This is a genomic window from Flavobacterium petrolei (genome assembly GCF_003314435.2).
GTDB lineage: Bacteria > Bacteroidota > Bacteroidia > Flavobacteriales > Flavobacteriaceae > Flavobacterium > Flavobacterium petrolei.
In genome coordinates this window covers 276,333-295,714 of the sequence record NZ_QNVY02000002.1, presented here as the reverse complement: position 1 = coordinate 295,714, position 19,382 = coordinate 276,333, and the positions used below count along the sequence as shown (strand labels likewise).

The following is a 19,382-nucleotide window of genomic DNA, read 5'->3' as shown; positions in this document are numbered from 1 at the left end:
TAATATGTTTTTCTGAAAAATTACAGGTAATATCAATTATTTATTTTTAAACTATGGTCGATTGGCCTATATAGACATTGTCACTTTTAAAATATAAGTCGTCTTTACTTAAAATGTAATTTGAAATAAAGTCTCCCACTTCATTGGTACCAAATTTTGAATACGGATTCAAATCGGCTGTGACGACATTTAATTCGATTGCTTTATGAACCGCTTCGTATACTTTTTGCGATTCGATATGAAGACCAAAATGTTCCAAAAGCATTGCTGCTGATACTATTGAAGCAATAGGATTAGCAATATTTTTTCTTTTAGCTTCTGGATAAGAGCCGTGAATAGGCTCAAAAAGCGCACTTGAGTTTCCTAAGGATGCGGATGGCAGTAATCCAATTGAACCTGTAATTACACTCGCTTCGTCCGATAAAATGTCACCAAATAAATTTTCGGTCAAAATGACGTCAAATTGTTTTGGATTAATGATGATTTGCATCGCAGCATTATCAACTAAAAGAAATTCTAGAGTTACATCAGGATATCCTTCAGCAATTTCTGTTACTACTTTTCTCCACAATCTTGACGTTTCAAGGATACTGGCTTTATCAACCAAAGTCACTTTTTTCTTTCTTTTCTGAGCTGTTCTGAAAGCCAAATGACTGATACGAATAATTTCTTCTTCAGAATACTCGCATAAATCAGAAGCTAAAGTTCCTTGTTCATTAGTCTTTTTTTCACTGAAATAAGATCCTCCAGAAATTTCTCTAAAAATTATAAAATCAGCACCTTCAATTATTTTTCTTTTTAAAGGAGACAAATCTAATAAGTCGTTGTATGGTTTAATAGGTCTTATATTGGCATACAATCCCAACGCTTGTCTCAATTTTAATAATCCTTGTATGGGACGCAATTTCGAATCTGAAACAGCATCATATTTTGAGTCATCAACAGCTCCAAATAATATGGCATCTGTATTCAAACAAAGATTTAATGTTTGCTCTGGTAATGGTGTTCCGGTCTTTTCAACAGCAATGGCGCCAATTAAAGCATCTTCAAAAACAAACTCATGATCAAACACCACACCTACTGCATACAATGCTTTTTTTGCTTGTAAGATTACCTCCGGACCTATTCCGTCTCCTGAAAGTACTGCTATTTTTAAGTTCATATTTGTACGATTTAGATTTTAATAAAAATTAAAATATCTTAGTTAAGGAGTAATTCCTTGTTCATTTTACAGGCTTCAATTATTTGATGAATGTCATCATCAATAACTTCCTTTTTAATATCTGCAAACTTTAAAAACTCCACATAAACAACATCCAATTGTACCTTTGTAAGTTCATATCCAACTTTTTTAGCTCTGTAGGCCAATGCTGCTCTACCACTTCTGGCGGTTAACACTATTGAAGATTCATTGACACCTACTTCTAAAGGATCCATGATTTCATAAGTTGCTCTGTTTTTTATCACACCATCCTGATGAATTCCTGAGCTGTGTGCAAAAGCATTAGCACCAACAATAGCTTTATTGGGTTGCACCATCATTCCCATACTTTCAGAAACCAATCGGCTCATTTCATTCAGCTGACGTGTATTGATATTCGTATCTAAATTCAAATACGGATGTTGTTTGAAAATCATCACCACTTCTTCAAGAGCAGTATTTCCGGCTCTTTCACCTATTCCATTTATCGTACATTCTATTTGTCTGGCTCCATTCACTGCTCCTGCAATTGAATTTGCTGTAGCCATTCCTAAATCATTATGACAGTGACATGATAGGATTACGTTTTCAATCCCTTTGACGTTTTCTTTTAAATACTTGATTTTTGCACCATATTCTTCCGGCAAGCAATAACCTGTTGTATCCGGAATATTAAGTACAGTTGCACCTGACTTAATCACTTCTTCACAGACTCGAGCCAAAAATTCATTGTCCGTTCTACCGGCATCTTCGGCATAAAATTCTACATCTTCAACATACGATTTGGCATGGGAAACGGCAAATTTTGCTCTGGCAATTATATCTTCTCTTGTTGTATTTAATTTGTGGACAATATGTGATTCCGAAGTTCCTATTCCAGTATGTATACGAGGTCTTTTTGCATATTTTAATGCCTGAGCCGCAACATCAATATCATTTTTCACTGCTCTTGTTAATCCGCAAACAATAGCATTTTTAACAACCTTACTTATTTCTGAAACAGATAAAAAATCACCTGGACTTGACACAGGAAAACCAGCTTCGATGATGTCAACACCCATTTCGTCCAGTCGATTTGCTATAACGAGTTTTTGATTGGTATCTAACTTACATCCTGGGACCTGTTCGCCATCTCTCAAAGTGGTATCAAAAATTTGAACTTTCTCTCTATTCATTTTCATTTATTTAATGTAATTTCACAACTTGATAACAAAAATATCTTTCATTACTTTATTATAAAACTCAATTTAATGAAATATACTGCTTATAAAGCAAACAATAACTTTACAACTATTTGATTAACAGTAAATTAAGTTACTATATTCTACAATGGCTAACCATCAAAAAGATTTCTTATTTGTATTAATAAAATCACTTTCAAAATCTGAAAAAAGACAATTCAAGATTTTTGCAAGCCGATTAGAAACAAGTTCGAATACAAAATTCATCGAATTATTTAATATTTTAGACAAATCAGAAGTCTATGATGAGAAACTCATTCTGAAAAGCGGTATCATTAAAAAAGTACAATTATCGAATCTAAAATCATATTTGTACAAACAAATTTTAGTGAGTATCCGATTGAATATTCCCAGCCAGAACATTCGGTATCAATTGAGAGAACAAATTGATTTTGCTGCCATATTGTACAATAAAGGGTTATACAAGCAAAGCTTAAAAATTTTGGATAAAACAAAAATTTTAGCTTTAGAGAATGACGAAAAACTGATGGCTTATGAAATTGTAGAATTCGAAAAACTTATCGAATCACAATACATCACACGAAGTATTCAAGGACGCGCAGATGAATTAGTCGTTCAGGCTAAAGAATTAAATTACCGCAATACCATTTCCAGTAAATTATCTAATTTATCCCTGCAATTGTATGGTATAATGCTTAAAACGGGTTATGTAAAAAGTGACGAAGAATACAAATATATAGACGATTATTTCCATAAGCATATTTCTAAATTTGATGAGAAAAAATTCGGATTTAGGGAAAAATACTGGTTTTATAACGCCAATCTTTGGAGAAGTTTTCTGGTGCAGGATTTTCTTTCCTGCTATAAATATTCTTTAAAATGGGTGACGCTGTTTTATGATAATCCAAGTATGATTCATTTAAATCCTGTGTTTTTCCTTAAAGGAAACCATTATTTATTAGAATCTTTATACATGTTGAAGTACAAATCTAAATTTAAAAAGTATTTAGAGTTGCTGGAAGATACTATCAAAGATTCCCATTTCCCGGTAAATGATAACATTGCGTCTTTATCATTTTTATATGTCTATAATAATAAATTGAATTACCATATTCTGGAAGGTACTTTTGCTGAAAGCGAATACTTAATTCCGGAAGTATTAAGTAAATTAAAAATTCACACGGACCATCTTGATGAACATCACGAAATGTTGTTTTATTATAAATTTGCTTCAATTTATTTTGGTAACGAAAAATATGCGGAGTGTATCTTTTATTTAGAGAAAATCATAAACAACAAAAATCTTTCGATGCGAGAAGATTTGATGTGTTTTGCCAGAATACTCTGTTTGATTGCACATTATGAATTAGGGAAAGATTATTATCTGGAAAATCAGTTGAAGAACACCTATAAATTCCTAATCAAAATGAATGATTTACATGAAGTGCAAAAAGAAATCATTAAGTTTTTAAAGAATTTAAACTCCATTTATCCAACAGATATCAAAAAGGAATTTGTAAAAATGAGAGCGCGCTTTATAGAATTGGAAAAAAACACATACGAAAAAAGAGCTTTCCTTTATCTCGATATTATTTCTTGGCTCGAAAGCAAAATTGAAAACCGAAAAATCAGTACTATCATTAAGGAAAAAGCGAAATTGATTAATCGATAGTAAATTAACAAAAAGGAGGTTAAAAACCTCCTTTTTGTTAATTTATATTTTTTAAAAAATTGTTATATCAAAGAATAATACCCTCAATTATTAGGCTAATTTGTCCGTTCTAAAAACAATTGGAGTTTCTTGCAACAATGTTTTTGCTTTTTCAAAAAAAGATTGAATGTAAGATTGCTGATTGTGGCTATCCAAACCGTTTTGATTTTCCCAAATCTCATGAAAAATAAAAGTATTGGCATCATCACAATTTTGATGCAAATCGTATTGTTTGCAAGCCGCTTCTTGAGTTGATTTTTCAACTAATTCCAGTAATAGCGATTTTACTGCAGCTGTATTTTCCGGTTTACTTTTAAGAATAACTGTTAGATTGATTGCCATAATTAATTTAAAAATAGTTGTGCTAAATGGTTTTGATACACTTTGAGATCATTTTCAACATTTGCATTTTTTTCAATGTCATGAAAGTGAATACTTTGTAACGGTTTCATACCTGTAAAAGCATTCATTCTGTGAAAACCAAATAATGGTCCTTCATCCACACTGTGCTGATTGAAAAATTCTCCCGGTAAAGTAAAAGCTTCTTTTGGAGCATTCCAAGAGGTGGTTAACATATATTTTTTGCCTTGAAGCATTCCTCCTGTTCCGTAATTGATTGTCGGATTTTCCGCTGAACGACCGTCACTTTTGTAAATCCCTTTGGCATGACCTTCAGTAAAAACAACATCAATGTATTTTTTAAATCCATGTGGCAACTGGAACCACCATATTGGCGTATGATATATAATTACATCTGCCCAAACAAATTTTTCAACTTCATCAACTGGACTGTACTCATCATTGATATTGGTTATTTGTACTTCAAAACCGCTATTATTTTTGAAAAAATTCAAAGTTTCATTCGAAATGGTTTCATTAAATCGTCCTCCGGAATGGCCGAACTTTTGTCCGCCATTGATTATAAATATTTTTGTCATGATTTGCATTTTTAATTTGATGGTGCAAAGTTAGAACGAGAATTTCTATTATTAAAATAACATAATTCATACCTTTGTATCATAATTATAATAGTTATGGTAAATTTAGAATGGTATCGAACGTTTAAAGCAGTTTACAAAACAGGAACTTTAACAAGTGCTGCGGAAGAATTATTTATTTCACAGCCTGGTGTGAGTCTGCATTTGAGTTCCTTGGAAACTTATGTAGGCTATAAATTATTTGACCGAACTGGTCGAAAAATGGTTCCCACCGAAAAAGGAAAAGTGCTCTACAATTTCATCATTGAAGCATTAACCAAACTGGAAGAGGCCGAGAAAAATTTTCAAAGAAGCACAGAGAAAAATACGCCAACCATAAGTGTGGGAATGTGTTTTGAAACATTCCAAATCACACTGGAACAGTATATTTCGACGTTACCATTTAATGTTATTATTCAATTTGGAGAATATCCGGAAATGGTAGAAAATTTAGAAAAAGGAATTCTCGATTTAATTATCACTCCCCAAATGGTCGTTAAAAACGCAATTGAATATCAGGCATTTTCATCTGAAACTATTGTACTTGTTGGTGGAAGCGAAATTGACGATTTAGAATTCAATTCGATAGCAAAAAAGGGAGATATTCAAGCAATTGAACTTTGGCTAAAGCACCAAAAATGGTACGGAACTACGGGAGATATGGAACATTTACGTCGTTTCTGGCAATTAAATTTCAATAAACATCCTGATTTCAGACCTAATTATATAGTTCCAAATTTAAATTCGATTATACGTTGTTTGAGCAGTGGTAAAGGCTTGGCTGTTGTTCCTGATTTTCTTTGCCGAGAAGAAATTGATAATGGAACGATCAAACTGATTTGGGAAGGGAAAACACCACTAAAAAACACGCTCTATTTTGCAACCAGAAAAAAAACAATGTATGAGGAAGAAATCGCTTTGATTAAGAAAATTTTCATCGATTTGAACTAAAATTTGTTATTCTGGAAATATAGTCTAATTTTATAAATCATTAAATTTTAAACTTATGAATGGATTTTTTAAAACAATATTAGCAGGTTACGGTGCCAAAAAACTAGGCGGAGGCTGTTTTGGCACAATTCTAATTTTTATTATTATCTATTGGATATTAGGTTATTTTTAGAATTAAAATTCTAAAAATAACCTAATTATAAACTTATAAATTAATATGCCAAAAGTTCTTTCAGGTCATTTTCGAAACGACCTTTTGGCAAATATTGATCTTCCAGCGCTTTTGTAAATGGAATTGGCGTGTCTAAACTTGCCACTCTTTTGACTGGCGCATCAAGTAATTTGAAACAGTTTTCCATTATCATTGCCGAAATATCGCTGGCAATTCCTCCGAACATGCTGTCTTCCTGATAAATAATCACTCTTCCCGTTTTCTTAACCGATGCAAAAATAGCTTTAGTATCCAAAGGCTGTAAGGTTCTTAAATCCAACAAATCAGCAGAAATTTCAGGATTTTTTGCTAAAGTATCCAAAGCCCAATGCACTGCCGCACCAAAAGAGATAATCGTAACCTGATTTCCTTCTTTTAACAAAGCCGCTTTTCCTAATGGAATCGTGTAATAATCACTAGGAACATCTTGGTAAACACTTCTGTACAATTGTTTGTGCTCAAAAAATAATACCGGATTTGGGTCGTTTATAGAAGTATTCAATAGTCCTTTCGCATCATAAGGAAATGCTGGGTAAACCACTTTTAAACCCGGAGTTTTGGTAAACCAAGCTTCATTGGTTTGCGAATGAAAAGGCCCTGCTTGTGTTCCGCCGCCACAAGGCATTCGGACTACAACATCTGCTTTTTCCAACCAACGGTAATGAGATTTAGCTAATAAATTGACAATTGGATTAAATCCTGTGGAAACAAAATCGGCAAACTGCATTTCCACAATTGCTTTATAGCCATTGATTGATAATCCCATTCCGGCTGAAACCACTGCACTTTCACAAATTGGTGTATTGATAACACGTTCTTTACCAAACTGAGCTACAAAACCATCAGTAATTTTGAAAGCACCACCATATTCAGCAATATCCTGGCCCATGATTACGGAGTTTTCATGACGTTCCATTGATTGTCTCAAACTACTGGAAATTGCATCTATAAAACGAATATTTTCTTTTTCCTCAGATGGATTAACTTGCTCGAATACATAAGGTTTGTAAACATCATTTAGCTCTTCACTTAAAGAAGCTTCAATTTCTGGTTCAGCATTGGCAATAGCCAGACTTTCATCGATATCATTCTTTATTTCAGCATGTAAAGCCGCATCAAAATCTTCAGTAAGCACTCCGTTTTCGGCCAAATACTTTCTGTAATTTTCTACTGGATCTTTAATAGCCCACATGTCCATTAATTCCTGTGGAACGTATTTAGTGCCACTCGCCTCTTCATGCCCACGCATTCGGAAGGTTTTGAATTCCAATAAAACCGGACGTGGATTTTCTTTCATCGAAACCTTCAATTCAGATAACAAATTAAACACTTCAAGAATATTATTTCCATCAACAATATGACTTTCCATTCCGTAGCCTTTCCCTTTATCGGCAAGGTTTTCACAACGGTATTGCTCGTTTGTAGGAGTTGACAATCCATAACCATTATTTTCGATGACAAACATCACCGGCAATTCCCAAACCGAGGCAATATTCAACGCTTCGTGAAAATCGCCTTCGCTTGTGGCACCTTCACCAGTAAAAACTGCGGTAACTTTTCCGTTTTTCTTGAGTTTATTGGCTAATGCGATTCCGTCTGCAACTCCTAATTGCGGACCTAAATGTGAAATCATTCCAATAATCTTGTATTGTTGGGTTCCAAAGTGAAAACTGCGATCACGACCTTTAGTAAAACCATTGGCTTTGCCTTGCCATTGTGAAAAAAGACGGTACAACGGAATGTCTCTCCCAGTGAAAACACCAAGGTTTCTATGCATTGGTAAAATATACTCATCCGAATCTAAAACTGCTGTGACACCAACAGAAATAGCCTCTTGACCAATTCCAGAAAACCATTTTGATACTTTTCCCTGACGAATAAGTATCAACATTTTCTCTTCAATAAGCCTTGGTTTCAGTATTCTTTTATATAAATCTAATAATTGATTGTCAGTAAGATTTTTTCTGTTGAAGATCATTTTTTCAGTTTTAATGTATGGTTCAAAGATAAAAAAATATAACAGTTTAGTATTATTTTGTTATATTTTTTTATATTGTTTGTAAGTTTTAAAATTCAGATATAAAATTATTCTTTACATTTGTATCTGCAAGGTTTTTGACCTTCAAGTTATTAAAAAATATTTAAAAGTATGCAAAACATTCCTAGTGTTGACTTGCGTGATTTCCTTTCGGACGACCCGAAACGTAAACAAAAATTTGTAAATGAAATCGGAAGTGCATTTGAAGATATTGGCTTCGTAGCACTCAAAGGGCATTTTTTAAACGACCAGTTGGTTGATGAATTGTATGGTGAAATCAGAAATTTTTTCGCTTTACCTTTAGAAACAAAACACAGTTATGAAATCCCTGGAATTGGCGGACAAAGAGGGTATGTTTCTTTTGGAACAGAGCATGCCAAAGGCAGAAAAGAAGGGGACTTGAAGGAGTTTTGGCACTTTGGACAATATATGTCTGAAGATTCAAAATATGCTTCAGAGTATCCTGAAAATGTTGAAGTTAAAGAACTTCCCCGTTTTAATGTGGTAGGTAAAGAAGCGTACCAAATGCTGGAAAAAACAGGAGTTTATGTTTTGAGAGCTTTGGCTTTACACCTTGGTTTGGATGAATTTTATTTTGACCAATATGCTAAAGACGGAAATTCAATCTTAAGACCGATTCATTATCCACCAATCACGTCTGAACCTGCAAATGCAATTCGTGCTGCTGCTCACGGTGATATCAATTTGATTACTTTGTTGATGGGTGCGCAAGGAAAAGGATTGCAAGTACAAAATCACAACGGAGAATGGATTGATGCCATTGCTGAACCGGATGAATTAGTGATTAATGTGGGGGATATGTTATCTCGCCACACCAATAACAAATTAAAATCTACGATTCACCAAGTGGTAAACCCACCAAGAGAACTATGGGGAACTTCACGTTATTCTATTCCGTTTTTTATGCATCCGGTGAGTGATATGAAATTGGATTGTTTGGAAAACTGTATTGATGCAGAAAATCCAAAAAAATTCGAAGATATTACAGCAGGAGCTTATTTATATGAGCGTTTAGTAGATTTAGGGCTTATTAAAAAGTAAACTTAATTTACGTCAAATACTAAAAGACATTAAGTTTATGCTTAATGTCTTTTGTTTTTTACCAATTTAAATTAGCATTATCCGTATTCAAAATATATAAAGTTATGGACTTACAAGACCAATTAAAAAACCTTTTTCCAGATCACGAACCATCTCCTGAAGAGCAAATTGAGGAAGTGGCTCACGAATTATATGTTCAAAAAGAACCTATGATTTGTAAATTCGAAAAGCGAAAAGGAAAAGCGACTACCATAATTGAAGGTTATGAAGGCACTGACGAGGATTTTAAAATTCTTGCCAAAGAAATCAAAACCAAATTGAGTGTTGGCGGCACTTTTAAAGACAATTCCATCATTATTCAAGGGGATTATCGTGATAAAATAATGATTATTTTAAAAGAAAAAGGATTTAAAGTTAAACGAGTTGGAGGTTAATCCCCACCTAACCTCCCCGAAGGGGAGGAACCAAACGAAAATAAAAAAAATACAATCTAAATCAGGAACTACTTCCCTTTCCTTTGAAGAGGGCTGGGGAGAGGAAAAAATATAAAAACAATGATACAATTATCAGAATTAATATTAAATCCAGACGGTAGCGTATATCATTTGAATTTAAAACCAGAACATATTGCACACGATATCATCTTTGTAGGTGATCAAAATCGCGTGGAGAAAATCACTCAATTTTTTGACAGCATTGAATTTTCGACTCAAAAAAGAGAGTTTAAAACCCAAACAGGGATTTTCAAAGGCAAGCGAATTACAGTAATGTCTACGGGAATTGGTCCTGACAATATTGATATCGTTATCAACGAACTGGATGCTTTGGTCAATATAGATTTGGAAACCCGTCAACCAATAGAAAAGCTGACTTCATTAAACATCATTCGTATCGGAACTTCAGGTTCTTTGCAAGCGGATATTCCTGTGGATAGTTTTGTACTATCAAAATTTGGATTAGGATTGGACAACATGCTTCGCTCCTATTTGATTGACGAAGTTTCGAATCTTGAGATGGAAGATGCTTTTGTAAAACATACCAATTGGGATTTACGAAAAGGAAAACCATACGTGATTGCTTGTTCTGAAAAATTAGAAAAAATCATAGAAAGCGACAAAATGCACAAAGGAATTACCGCAACTGCAGGTGGTTTTTACGGTCCACAAGGTCGAGTGCTGCGTTTGAATATTCAAGATGAAGCGCTAAATTCTAAAATGGACAATTTTAAATTTGGTGACAATCAAATCACAAACTTAGAGATGGAAACCGCAGCAATTTATGGACTTTCGGCACTTTTAGGACACAACGCATTATCTCTAAATGCAATAATTGCCAATCGCGCTTCGGGAACTTTTAGCGAAGATCCATACAAAGCAGTTGATGAATTGATTGCGTATACATTAGAAAAAATTGCTTTAGGATAGAGAAATTAATTTTCAAAACCGTACCCATTTGTAGTTTTAAAAAAGTGCTTTTAATTTTTTTAAAACTACATTTGTTTTTAGAACAAAACGATAATGAAAATAATACTTACGGGTGCAACAGGAGTTCTGGGATCTCATATTATGTATGAAATTCTGGAGCTTTTCATCACTACTAAAATTGATGGTAAACTTTTTATAATTGCTCGAAATAAAGGCAAAAAATCCGCTTTAGATCGCATCAATGAACTTTTATCCAGCAGTTATACGCCAAAAATTATAAAAGACAAAGGCATCGCAAAACTGCAAGAATACATTGAAATCATTGATACTGATTTGGCTGTTATTCAGGACACTTTTTCAAGTCAAATAAAAGATGCTTATTTTATCCATTCGGCGGGATTCGTGAATTTATCTACCGATGAAGAGCAACGAGAAAAGATTTTTGACGAAAATACCAAAATTACAAAATCCCTTTTCAATCTATTTCATCCTTTCATAAAAAAGTTTATTTACATAGGAACTGCTTTTTCATCTGGAAACCGAAAAGGATTGATTGACAATAATTTTCATAGTTTAGAATTCAAACCGGAGCATCGCAATGCGTATGAAAATGCCAAATTCCACTCGGAAAATTTTATAGCACAAGAATGTAAAAAAATAGGCTTGCCTTTTCAAATTCTGCGTCCAAGTGTGATTGGAGGCAAAATGTTAGGAACCGAAAATCCGTATTTTATATCGAAATATATGGTTTTTTATCTTTTGGCAAAATTCTTTCACTTCACTTCCCAACGAAAAGGAGATCAAGAAAATGTGCGTTTTATAGTCAATGAAGACACTGTTTTGAACATTATTCCTGTCGATTATGTGGCAAAAGTGATTTTAAATACATTCGAAAGAGAAGATATTGAACAGCTTAATATTGTACATAATAAGAGTTTCAATATGGTAAATGGATTGCGATTGATTATGAAGGAAGTTGGCTATACTAATTTTACTTTAATACAAAATTCACTCGATTTTGCATATAAAAATACTATCGAAAAATTGTATTATGAAAGTATTGGAAAACACTTAAGCCCTTATTTTACGACAGCTGCGAATGAATACGATACCACTTTGTTGAATTCCATTCTTGAAATACCAAAACTGGATGAGGAGGCATTCACCAATATGATTCGGTATGCAAAATTGAATAATTTCAAAGATATTAATGTGTAATTTTAGGAGCTATTTCCTGCTATACGTTGCAAATGAAATTCACTGACCTCAAATAAAAATAAAAGTATGGTGAAGTAATCTTTTCCTTTTTAAAGAAAAAAGAAAAAGGATTTTCACTGCGATCAGGGCTAAATCGTTCAACATCAAATTTTCAATAAAAACATGAATCTTATTTTAGAAACCGACCGATTAATTTTAAGAGAAATGCTCGCTTCAGATGCAGAAGCATTATTTGAAATGGACAGCAATCATAAGGTACATCAATATCTTTGGAACAAACCATTGACGGATATTAGCGAAGTACATTCGTATATCGAATCTGTTAGAGCGCAGTATGTTCAAAATAATATTGGGCGATTTGTGGTTGTTTTAAAAGAAACCACTGAATTAATTGGTTGGGCCGGATTAAAATACAACACCGAAATGGTCAATAATAAAATTCATTTCTACGATATTGGCTATCGCTTAAACGAAAAATTCTGGGGAAAAGGATATGCTAGTGAAGCTAGTTTTGCATGGCTGGATTATGGTTTTAATGTAATGGAAATCAAAATCATGGAAGCAGCAGCACACACAGAAAATATCGCTTCAAACACAATATTACAAAAAATTGGATTAAAAATGACTGAAAAATATCTGGAAGATGGTGTTTCTTGGAATTGGTACGAATTAAAAAATCCTAACTTATAATGAAAACAATAAAAATAGCTGGAGTTCCAGAACATTTCAATCTTCCTTGGCATTTAGCCATAGAAAACGGAGATTTCGAAAAAGAAAATATCGATTTACAATGGACCGATGTTCCCGAAGGAACTGGAAAAATGTGCCAAATGCTTCGTGATGGTGAAACTGATATTGCGGTAATCCTAACCGAAGGAATTGTAAAAGATATCATTGCAGGAAATCCAAGCAAAATAGTTCAGGTGTATGTGGAAAGCCCATTAATTTGGGGAATTCACGTAGCGGCAAACTCTAATTATAAGACGTTAGCTGATTTAGAAAACAAAAAAGTTGCCATTTCCAGATTGGGTTCTGGTTCTCAATTAATGGCGTATGTCAATGCTGACAATCAAGGATGGAAAATTGATAATCTGGAATTTGAAATTGTAAATACTATCGACGGCGCTGTTGAAGCGTTGACAAATGGAACGGCTGATTATTTCATGTGGGAACGCTTTATGACCAAACCATTAGTCGATAAAGGTATTTTCAGAAGAATTGCTGATTGCCCTACTCCTTGGCCTTGTTTTGTAATAGCAGTTCGAGAAGAAGTTTTGGAAAACAATCCAGTTCTTGTTTCAAAAATTCTGGAGATCATTAATCAAACTACAGAAGATTTTAAAGAAATTCCAAGTATTGATAAAACGTTAGCTTCAAATTACCATCAAAAAATAGAAGATATTCAAGAATGGATTTCTTTAACACAATGGTCACAAAAGCCTTTATCAACTGAAATGTTAAACAAAGTTCAAAATCAACTTTTTCAACTTAAAATTATCGATAAAAAAGGTACTTTTGAGGATATTGTAAAAACAGTCTAGATTACTGTTTTTATTTTTACTATGATAAAAATAAAAGAAATTAATTTTCAGGGTATAAAACAGCGATTCCAGGTCAAAAAACCTTGGGACGACGTTATTATTTTTGTTCTGAACATATTAATTGCCATTCCGGTTTTTATCATCTTGCATCAAAACTTAATCAACCCAAATTGGCCTCTTAATATTGACAGGGTAGTGCTGTTTTTGGTGATGATTGTAATAATTCAAATCATCCTTCGGTTCTTGCGAACGATTATCCTCTTTTGTATTATTTTGTATTTATTGGTTTTAGTGTACGGTTCTACAATTGGAAACTATGGATTTAACAGCGTTTTTGAAGATTATAATTCGATAATGTATACGATGTCTGACAATCCATATCCACAAGATATTATTATTGCAAAGTTGCTTCCGTTTCCCAATAAATCAAAAATTATCAATGCCATAGAATATCAAAATCCTAAAATCAGGAATTTTGCAGTTATGGCTACTACAAAACATTTTAAAGATATAAAAGGATATTCTGATTACAGAACCATCATACAATGTTTCGCCGTTTTCAAAGAAATAAATAGCCGATGGAACTACGTAAGTGATCCAAAAGCACGTGATTATATTGCAACGGCTACGGAATCGTTGCTTTATTTCTCTGGAGATTGTGATGATCATTCGATACTAATGGCTGCCGCTATTAAGTCTATTGGTGGAACTCCCCGATTGATTCATACTACAGGTCACATTTACCCGGAAATACTGATAGGCTCTCTGACAGATTTAGAAAAAGTCAATTTTCTAATTAAAAATGTATTATTTGTTAATGAAAGTAATGAAAAAAAACTTCATTATCACGTTGATGAGCGTGGTCAAATCTGGATGAATCTGGATTATACGGCCAAATATCCTGGTGGACCTTTCATGTCAGAAGAAATTCTCGGTGCTTTGACATTGGATTAATTTTCATGCCATTTTCGGTTAAAAAACTGGATCCTATTCCCTTCCAAATTTTCAAGTATACCAATATTCCTCATCTTTAGTTAATAAATTTCCCTATCTTAACCAAACTGAAATTATTATTTTAATTAAAGTTTACTATGGAAAATTTAAAATTAAAGGCCTTTATCCCATTTTTTTATCTCGTTTGGTCGGATGACCTTTTATCTCAAAAAGAATTCGTTACGTTACAAGAATTTATAAGTTCACAACGCTGGATTTCCGAAAAAGAACAAGAATTTCTTCTTTCAAAAGTAGCGATATTTGTTCCGCCTTCCCGAGCACAACTTGCTGAATGGAAAGGTGAAATTGATACTGTTATTCATCAAAATCCTTTGCTGAAATCTATATTTGAGGTTTCGATGGTGCTTGCTGAAAACGATTCTTTTATCAAAGACCACATAGCTGATTTTCTTCAATTGGAGAATGATTTGGGAATTTTAGGAGAAGAAGCAATTGGAAATTTTAAAACAAGGTCAAAAACCTTTACTTCAAATTATCAATCTGCCAATACATTCGAAATTGAAAAACTGACCCAAATTCTGGACGGAGAACAGTCCACAATTATTAAGAAGGTAAAATCAATCATCAGCAGACCTAAATTTGCTTATGAAACTTCGACTGATACTGCCATATATCGTGAAAAAGTATATGACTGGTGTAAAATCCTTGCAGACGAAAACTTAGGAAACATGGCTTATCCAAAACAATACGGTGGTGGCGAAAACATAGCCGATTATTTTGCGATCATGGAAACGCTGAGCTATCATGATTTAAGTTTGGTAATTAAATTTGGTGTACAATTCGGGCTTTGGGGAATGAGCATACAATCACTTGGAACCGAAAAACACTATCGCAAATATCTAAAAGATATTGGTTCGCTCCAGTTACCTGGCTGTTTTGCGATGACGGAAACCAATCACGGTTCGAATGTAAAAGGATTAGAAACAACTGCAACATACAATCATAATAACCAAACTTTTACCATTCATACACCGCATGAAAAGGCGCAGAAAGAATACATTGGTAACGCAGCAGTACATGGTCAGATGGCGACCGTTTTTGCTAAATTAATTATTGATGAAATAGATTACGGTGTGAATGCTTTTATTGTTCCAATACGCGATACTAATAGCGAAATCCTGAAAGGGATCACTATTGGTGATTGCGGACTTAAAATGGGACTTAATGGCGTTGATAACGGGACCATTCGTTTTGAAAATGTGGTTATTCCAAAAGAAAACATGTTGGATCGATTTGCCTCGGTAAACGAAGAAGGAAAATTTAAAAGTCCGATTCCAAGTGACAATCGACGGTTTTTTACGATGCTGGGTACTTTGGTTGGTGGCCGAATTGGGATTCCGAGATCAGCTTTGGCCGCAGCCAAATCAGGATTGACAATCGCGATCCAGTATAGCGACAAACGTAGGCAATTTGGCCCCGAAGGAGGCTCCGAAGTTCCAATCTTGAATTATCGAATGCATCAGCGAAGATTAATTCCATTGTTGGCAAAAACGTATGCCATTCATTTTGCTTTGCAATACGTGACGAATCGTTATATTGCTAGAACAGAATCGGAAATGCCAGAAATTGAAGCCTTGGCAGCCGGAATGAAAGCCTACTCAACGTGGAGTACCACGGATGTTTTACAAGAATGTCGCGAAGCCTGCGGTGGTAAAGGATATTTATCCGAAAATAGAATCGATGCGCTGAAAAATGATACCGAAATCTATACTACTTTTGAAGGTGACAATACCGTCTTAATGCAATTAGTTGCTAAAAATCGCTTGTCAGAATTTCGCAAGGCATTTGGTGAAATGGATGCTATGGGAATAATTAACTATGTTTTTGAAAATGCCAAAACTGCGATTTCTGAAAAAAATCCAATTGTAACGCGCAAAACTGAGGAAACCCATTTAGTACATGATGAATTTCACTTAAGCGCTTTCCAATATCGAGAAAAAACAATATTGGCATCAGCAGCAAAGCGATTAAAAAAACTAATTGATGGCGGACTTGAACCTTATGATGCTTTTAATGTGGTGCAACATCAAATGATTGATGTAGCTGAGGCGTATCTCGAACGAATTGTTCTGGAGCAATTTCAAAAAGCCATACAAGCCATCGAGGACAAGAAAAGTAAGGAAATAATGACTCAATTGTGTCAATTGTATGCCCTTTCACAAATGGAAAAAAATAAAGGATGGTATCTCGAAGATGGTTATATGGAAGCTGCAAAAACGAAAGCCATTCGTAAGATGGTAAATCAGCTTTGCTGGGAAATCAGGCCGGATGCCGTTTCATTAGTAAAAGCATTTGACATTCCGGATAGTTGTCTTGCAGCTCCAATTGCTTTAGATTGATGTATGCTTTATTTAAAAAGTACCTCTTGAAATGATTTCAGCATTTAAAACAAACTAAAAATTCACAGCAATGGCAACAATAGATTTTGAACAATTAAAAGAGCGTTCTTTAAAACTAAGAGAACGCTACCATGAATTAGAACGTACGCACCACGGTAGTGAATGGACGATTGAAGAAGATGCCTTGGCTTTCCTTACCGATGCAGGTTTAGTAGGAAGACTTACAATGTCACAGCAAGGAAGATGGCCTAAAGAAAATACTCAAGAAGAACTCAAACACAAATTAGGAGAATCGATCTGGTGGCTCATAGTACTGGCTGAGAGAATGAATATTAATATTGAAGAAGCCACAGAAAAATTCTTAACTAAAACCGAAAAATTAATAGAAGGATAAATAAAGGATTTTATTGATTTTAAAGTTAAAAATTTCTAACAATAAGATATACTACACTATTTATAATGGAGTTTTTTGAGGTTGTGCAGAACTATTTTCGAATTATTCTATGCAGTATCTAAATAAAATTCGAATAATATAGCGCTGAGAAATCCTTTCTGTTTTAAATCGAAATAAGTAATTTTGCAACACTATTTCGTCCCAAAGTTACGCAACAACAAAGAGCAATAAAATGCTGAAATATAAATTGTATTGGCTATGTTTTTTCTTTAAAAGAAAAGCAATAAAAAAGTTTAAATAAAACAGGAAGTAAAAAAATTGGAAAATAAAGAATCAAGCTGGACTATGTGCCTAGAATGTCAAGGAAGAGGTAAGAAAAGTCGAGGACTAACTAAGAAAGCACGACTCCACTATCAGATAGCATTAGACCAGTTTGAAAAGACGAATGGCGAAGGGACCATTCCGGTTCCTCCTAAAGGACACCTTCACTCCTGCCCGAAATGTTCTGGATCGGGACTGCTTCGTTCTGCCAGTCCTCCTATAGCTGATAAAGAGAACTATCCACATCTTGCCATTATTGGTGGAGGTATTGGAGGCGTAGCTCTTGCTGTGGCCTGTTTGCACCGCGGAATTCCTTTTACCCTTTATGAGCGCGATGATAATTTTGAAGCCAGGTCTCAGGGATATGGACTTACATTGCAACAAGCTAGTAAAGCAATCGAAGGATTGGGTATTTTCTCATTAGAAGAAGGGGTAATTTCGACAAGACATTTGGTTCATACTACCGATGGAAAAGTTATTGGCGAATGGGGAATCAGAAAGTGGATACAGTCAGATGCGAAAATTTTTCAAAAACGTACTAATATCCATATCGCACGACAATCTTTACGCTTAGCATTGCTTCAACAACTCGGCGGACAGGATTCGGTGCAGTGGGGACATCAGTTGGTAGATTTTAAGGAATGCGAGGGCAAAGGTGTTGATCTAAGCTTTCAAGTGGATGGGAAAATCAAGAATGCTAAAGCAGATCTAGTAGTTGGAGCCGATGGCATTCGCAGTTCGGTGCGGAGGTTGCTGATTGGTGATGATAGTACTCCTTTACATTATCTGGGTTGTATCGTGATATTAGGAATCTGTCCTTTGAAAGCACTCGAAGGTCTTAATAGTCCATTACTGGATTCGGCCACTGTATTTCAAACTGCCAATGGCAATGAGCGAATCTACATCATGCCTTATGCTTCAGACTCTGTAATGTGGCAATTAAGTTTCCCAATGCCAGAAGAAGATGCTAAGGCGTTAAGTGCTCAAGGACCTCAAGCACTCAAGGAAGAGGCCCGTCGTAGAACTCTGTGGCACAATCCTGTTCCTCAGATTTTAGAGGCGACTCTGGAAGCTCAGATTTCTGGATATCCTGTGTATGACCGGGAATTACTAGAACCAGAACTATTGGCAAAAATACAGAAAGTAACTCTGATTGGAGATGCAGCTCACCCAATGAGTCCATTTAAAGGACAAGGTGCAAATCAAGCGCTGCTAGACGCTCTATCGTTGGCTCGCATTATTTCAAGAGGATGTAGACCTTCATCTCAATGGAGAAAAGTTGGAATAAGGGAAAGTGTATTAACAGAGTTTGAATCAGAAATGCTAGAACGCAGTGCTACAAAAGTGAATGACTCTGCTGCTGCCGCACAGTTTCTACATTCTGAAATTGTGCTTTATGAGGGTGATGAACCAAGGGGTCGGCGTTTGAAAAATAAGTAAATAGTAACCGCAAAGTTGGAAATGAAAGGAAAATAAAAAGTTCACAAGGCACTCAATTTACCTATGATTTCGACTCTTTTTTAAAAAGATATTAGTCGAATCTAACCCTCATGAAACCAAAAGAATAGCTAAATTTCATGGTGTAGATGGAAAAATACTTCAAAAAATTATAAAGATTTTTTGAGTGACTTTAAATCTTGGGAGAAACGCAATCATACTAAATAATGGCTGTTGTGTCCCCAAAACATAGGTGAAAATCTATTGATAGATGAAACTGCTTTATCTTGTAACGAATAATATACTATCATTGCAAATAAAAAAAAGAAAGCAGGAAGTAT

At 34.4% G+C, this 19,382-nt stretch carries 17 protein-coding genes; 12 read left to right on the top strand and 5 right to left on the bottom strand.

Annotated features, from left to right (window positions below; all coding sequences use genetic code 11):
• Positions 1 to 46: 46 nt before the first annotated feature.
• Together leuB and DR871_RS07810 are read right to left on the bottom strand one after the other, a co-directional pair.
• Complete coding sequence (gene leuB / locus DR871_RS07815) at positions 47 to 1,162, bottom strand: 3-isopropylmalate dehydrogenase (RefSeq protein WP_113665799.1); 1,116 nt, start codon at positions 1,160 to 1,162, stop codon at positions 47 to 49.
• Between the two features lie 38 nt (positions 1,163 to 1,200).
• Positions 1,201 to 2,376, bottom strand: a complete 1,176-nt coding sequence (locus DR871_RS07810; protein WP_113666057.1) for a 2-isopropylmalate synthase — start codon at positions 2,374 to 2,376, stop codon at positions 1,201 to 1,203.
• Positions 2,377 to 2,530: 154 nt separating this feature from the next.
• On the opposite strand from DR871_RS07810, the gene DR871_RS07805 reads away from it, so the two are divergent.
• Positions 2,531 to 4,075 (top strand): hypothetical protein, encoded by a 1,545-nt coding sequence (locus tag DR871_RS07805; protein ID WP_113665800.1) that lies wholly within the window; start codon positions 2,531 to 2,533, stop codon positions 4,073 to 4,075.
• 90 nt (positions 4,076 to 4,165) lie between these two features.
• Here DR871_RS07805 and DR871_RS07800 read toward each other — a convergent pair whose 3' ends face one another.
• The gene (locus DR871_RS07800; RefSeq protein ID WP_113665801.1) at positions 4,166 to 4,456 is read right to left on the bottom strand and encodes a putative quinol monooxygenase; all 291 of its coding nucleotides are present in this window, start codon (positions 4,454 to 4,456) and stop codon (positions 4,166 to 4,168) included.
• 2 nt (positions 4,457 to 4,458) lie between these two features.
• Positions 4,459 to 5,052: an NAD(P)H-dependent oxidoreductase gene (locus DR871_RS07795; RefSeq protein WP_113666058.1), complete on the bottom strand. Its 594-nt coding sequence runs from the start codon at positions 5,050 to 5,052 to the stop codon at positions 4,459 to 4,461.
• A gap of 96 nt (positions 5,053 to 5,148) precedes the next feature.
• Here DR871_RS07795 and DR871_RS07790 point away from each other — a divergent pair, with 96 nt between their 5' ends.
• A complete protein-coding gene (locus DR871_RS07790) occupies positions 5,149 to 6,042 on the top strand; it encodes a LysR family transcriptional regulator (RefSeq protein ID WP_113665802.1) in 894 nt (297 codons plus the stop codon).
• 212 nt (positions 6,043 to 6,254) lie between these two features.
• Here DR871_RS07790 and DR871_RS07785 read toward each other — a convergent pair whose 3' ends face one another.
• Complete coding sequence (locus DR871_RS07785; RefSeq protein WP_113665803.1) at positions 6,255 to 8,231, bottom strand: alpha-ketoacid dehydrogenase subunit alpha/beta; 1,977 nt, start codon at positions 8,229 to 8,231, stop codon at positions 6,255 to 6,257.
• 171 nt (positions 8,232 to 8,402) lie between these two features.
• On the opposite strand from DR871_RS07785, the gene DR871_RS07780 reads away from it, so the two are divergent.
• From DR871_RS07780 to DR871_RS07735, 10 genes are all read left to right on the top strand, one after another.
• Positions 8,403 to 9,353, top strand: coding sequence for an isopenicillin N synthase family dioxygenase (locus DR871_RS07780; protein ID WP_113665804.1), 951 nt, complete (start codon positions 8,403 to 8,405; stop codon positions 9,351 to 9,353).
• Between the two features lie 104 nt (positions 9,354 to 9,457).
• The gene (locus tag DR871_RS07775; RefSeq protein WP_113666059.1) at positions 9,458 to 9,787 is read left to right on the top strand and encodes a translation initiation factor; all 330 of its coding nucleotides are present in this window, start codon (positions 9,458 to 9,460) and stop codon (positions 9,785 to 9,787) included.
• A 120-nt stretch (positions 9,788 to 9,907) separates the two neighbouring features.
• Positions 9,908 to 10,777 (top strand): nucleoside phosphorylase, encoded by an 870-nt coding sequence (locus DR871_RS07770; protein ID WP_113665805.1) that lies wholly within the window; start codon positions 9,908 to 9,910, stop codon positions 10,775 to 10,777.
• A 93-nt stretch (positions 10,778 to 10,870) separates the two neighbouring features.
• Complete coding sequence (locus tag DR871_RS07765) at positions 10,871 to 11,995, top strand: SDR family oxidoreductase (protein ID WP_113665806.1); 1,125 nt, start codon at positions 10,871 to 10,873, stop codon at positions 11,993 to 11,995.
• Between the two features lie 162 nt (positions 11,996 to 12,157).
• Positions 12,158 to 12,685 (top strand): GNAT family N-acetyltransferase, encoded by a 528-nt coding sequence (locus DR871_RS07760; protein WP_113665807.1) that lies wholly within the window; start codon positions 12,158 to 12,160, stop codon positions 12,683 to 12,685.
• The gene (locus DR871_RS07755; protein ID WP_113665808.1) at positions 12,685 to 13,536 is read left to right on the top strand and encodes a substrate-binding domain-containing protein; all 852 of its coding nucleotides are present in this window, start codon (positions 12,685 to 12,687) and stop codon (positions 13,534 to 13,536) included. Before DR871_RS07760 ends, DR871_RS07755 begins: the two co-directional genes overlap by 1 nt.
• Before the next feature lie 21 nt (positions 13,537 to 13,557).
• The gene (locus DR871_RS07750; protein WP_113665809.1) at positions 13,558 to 14,490 is read left to right on the top strand and encodes a transglutaminase; all 933 of its coding nucleotides are present in this window, start codon (positions 13,558 to 13,560) and stop codon (positions 14,488 to 14,490) included.
• Positions 14,491 to 14,627: 137 nt separating this feature from the next.
• The gene (locus DR871_RS07745) at positions 14,628 to 16,889 is read left to right on the top strand and encodes an acyl-CoA dehydrogenase family protein (protein WP_113665810.1); all 2,262 of its coding nucleotides are present in this window, start codon (positions 14,628 to 14,630) and stop codon (positions 16,887 to 16,889) included.
• 70 nt (positions 16,890 to 16,959) lie between these two features.
• Complete coding sequence (locus tag DR871_RS07740) at positions 16,960 to 17,283, top strand: nucleoside triphosphate pyrophosphohydrolase family protein (RefSeq protein ID WP_113665811.1); 324 nt, start codon at positions 16,960 to 16,962, stop codon at positions 17,281 to 17,283.
• A gap of 345 nt (positions 17,284 to 17,628) precedes the next feature.
• Positions 17,629 to 19,044 (top strand): FAD-dependent oxidoreductase, encoded by a 1,416-nt coding sequence (locus DR871_RS07735; RefSeq protein ID WP_113665812.1) that lies wholly within the window; start codon positions 17,629 to 17,631, stop codon positions 19,042 to 19,044.
• The last annotated feature ends 338 nt before the right edge of the window (positions 19,045 to 19,382 follow it).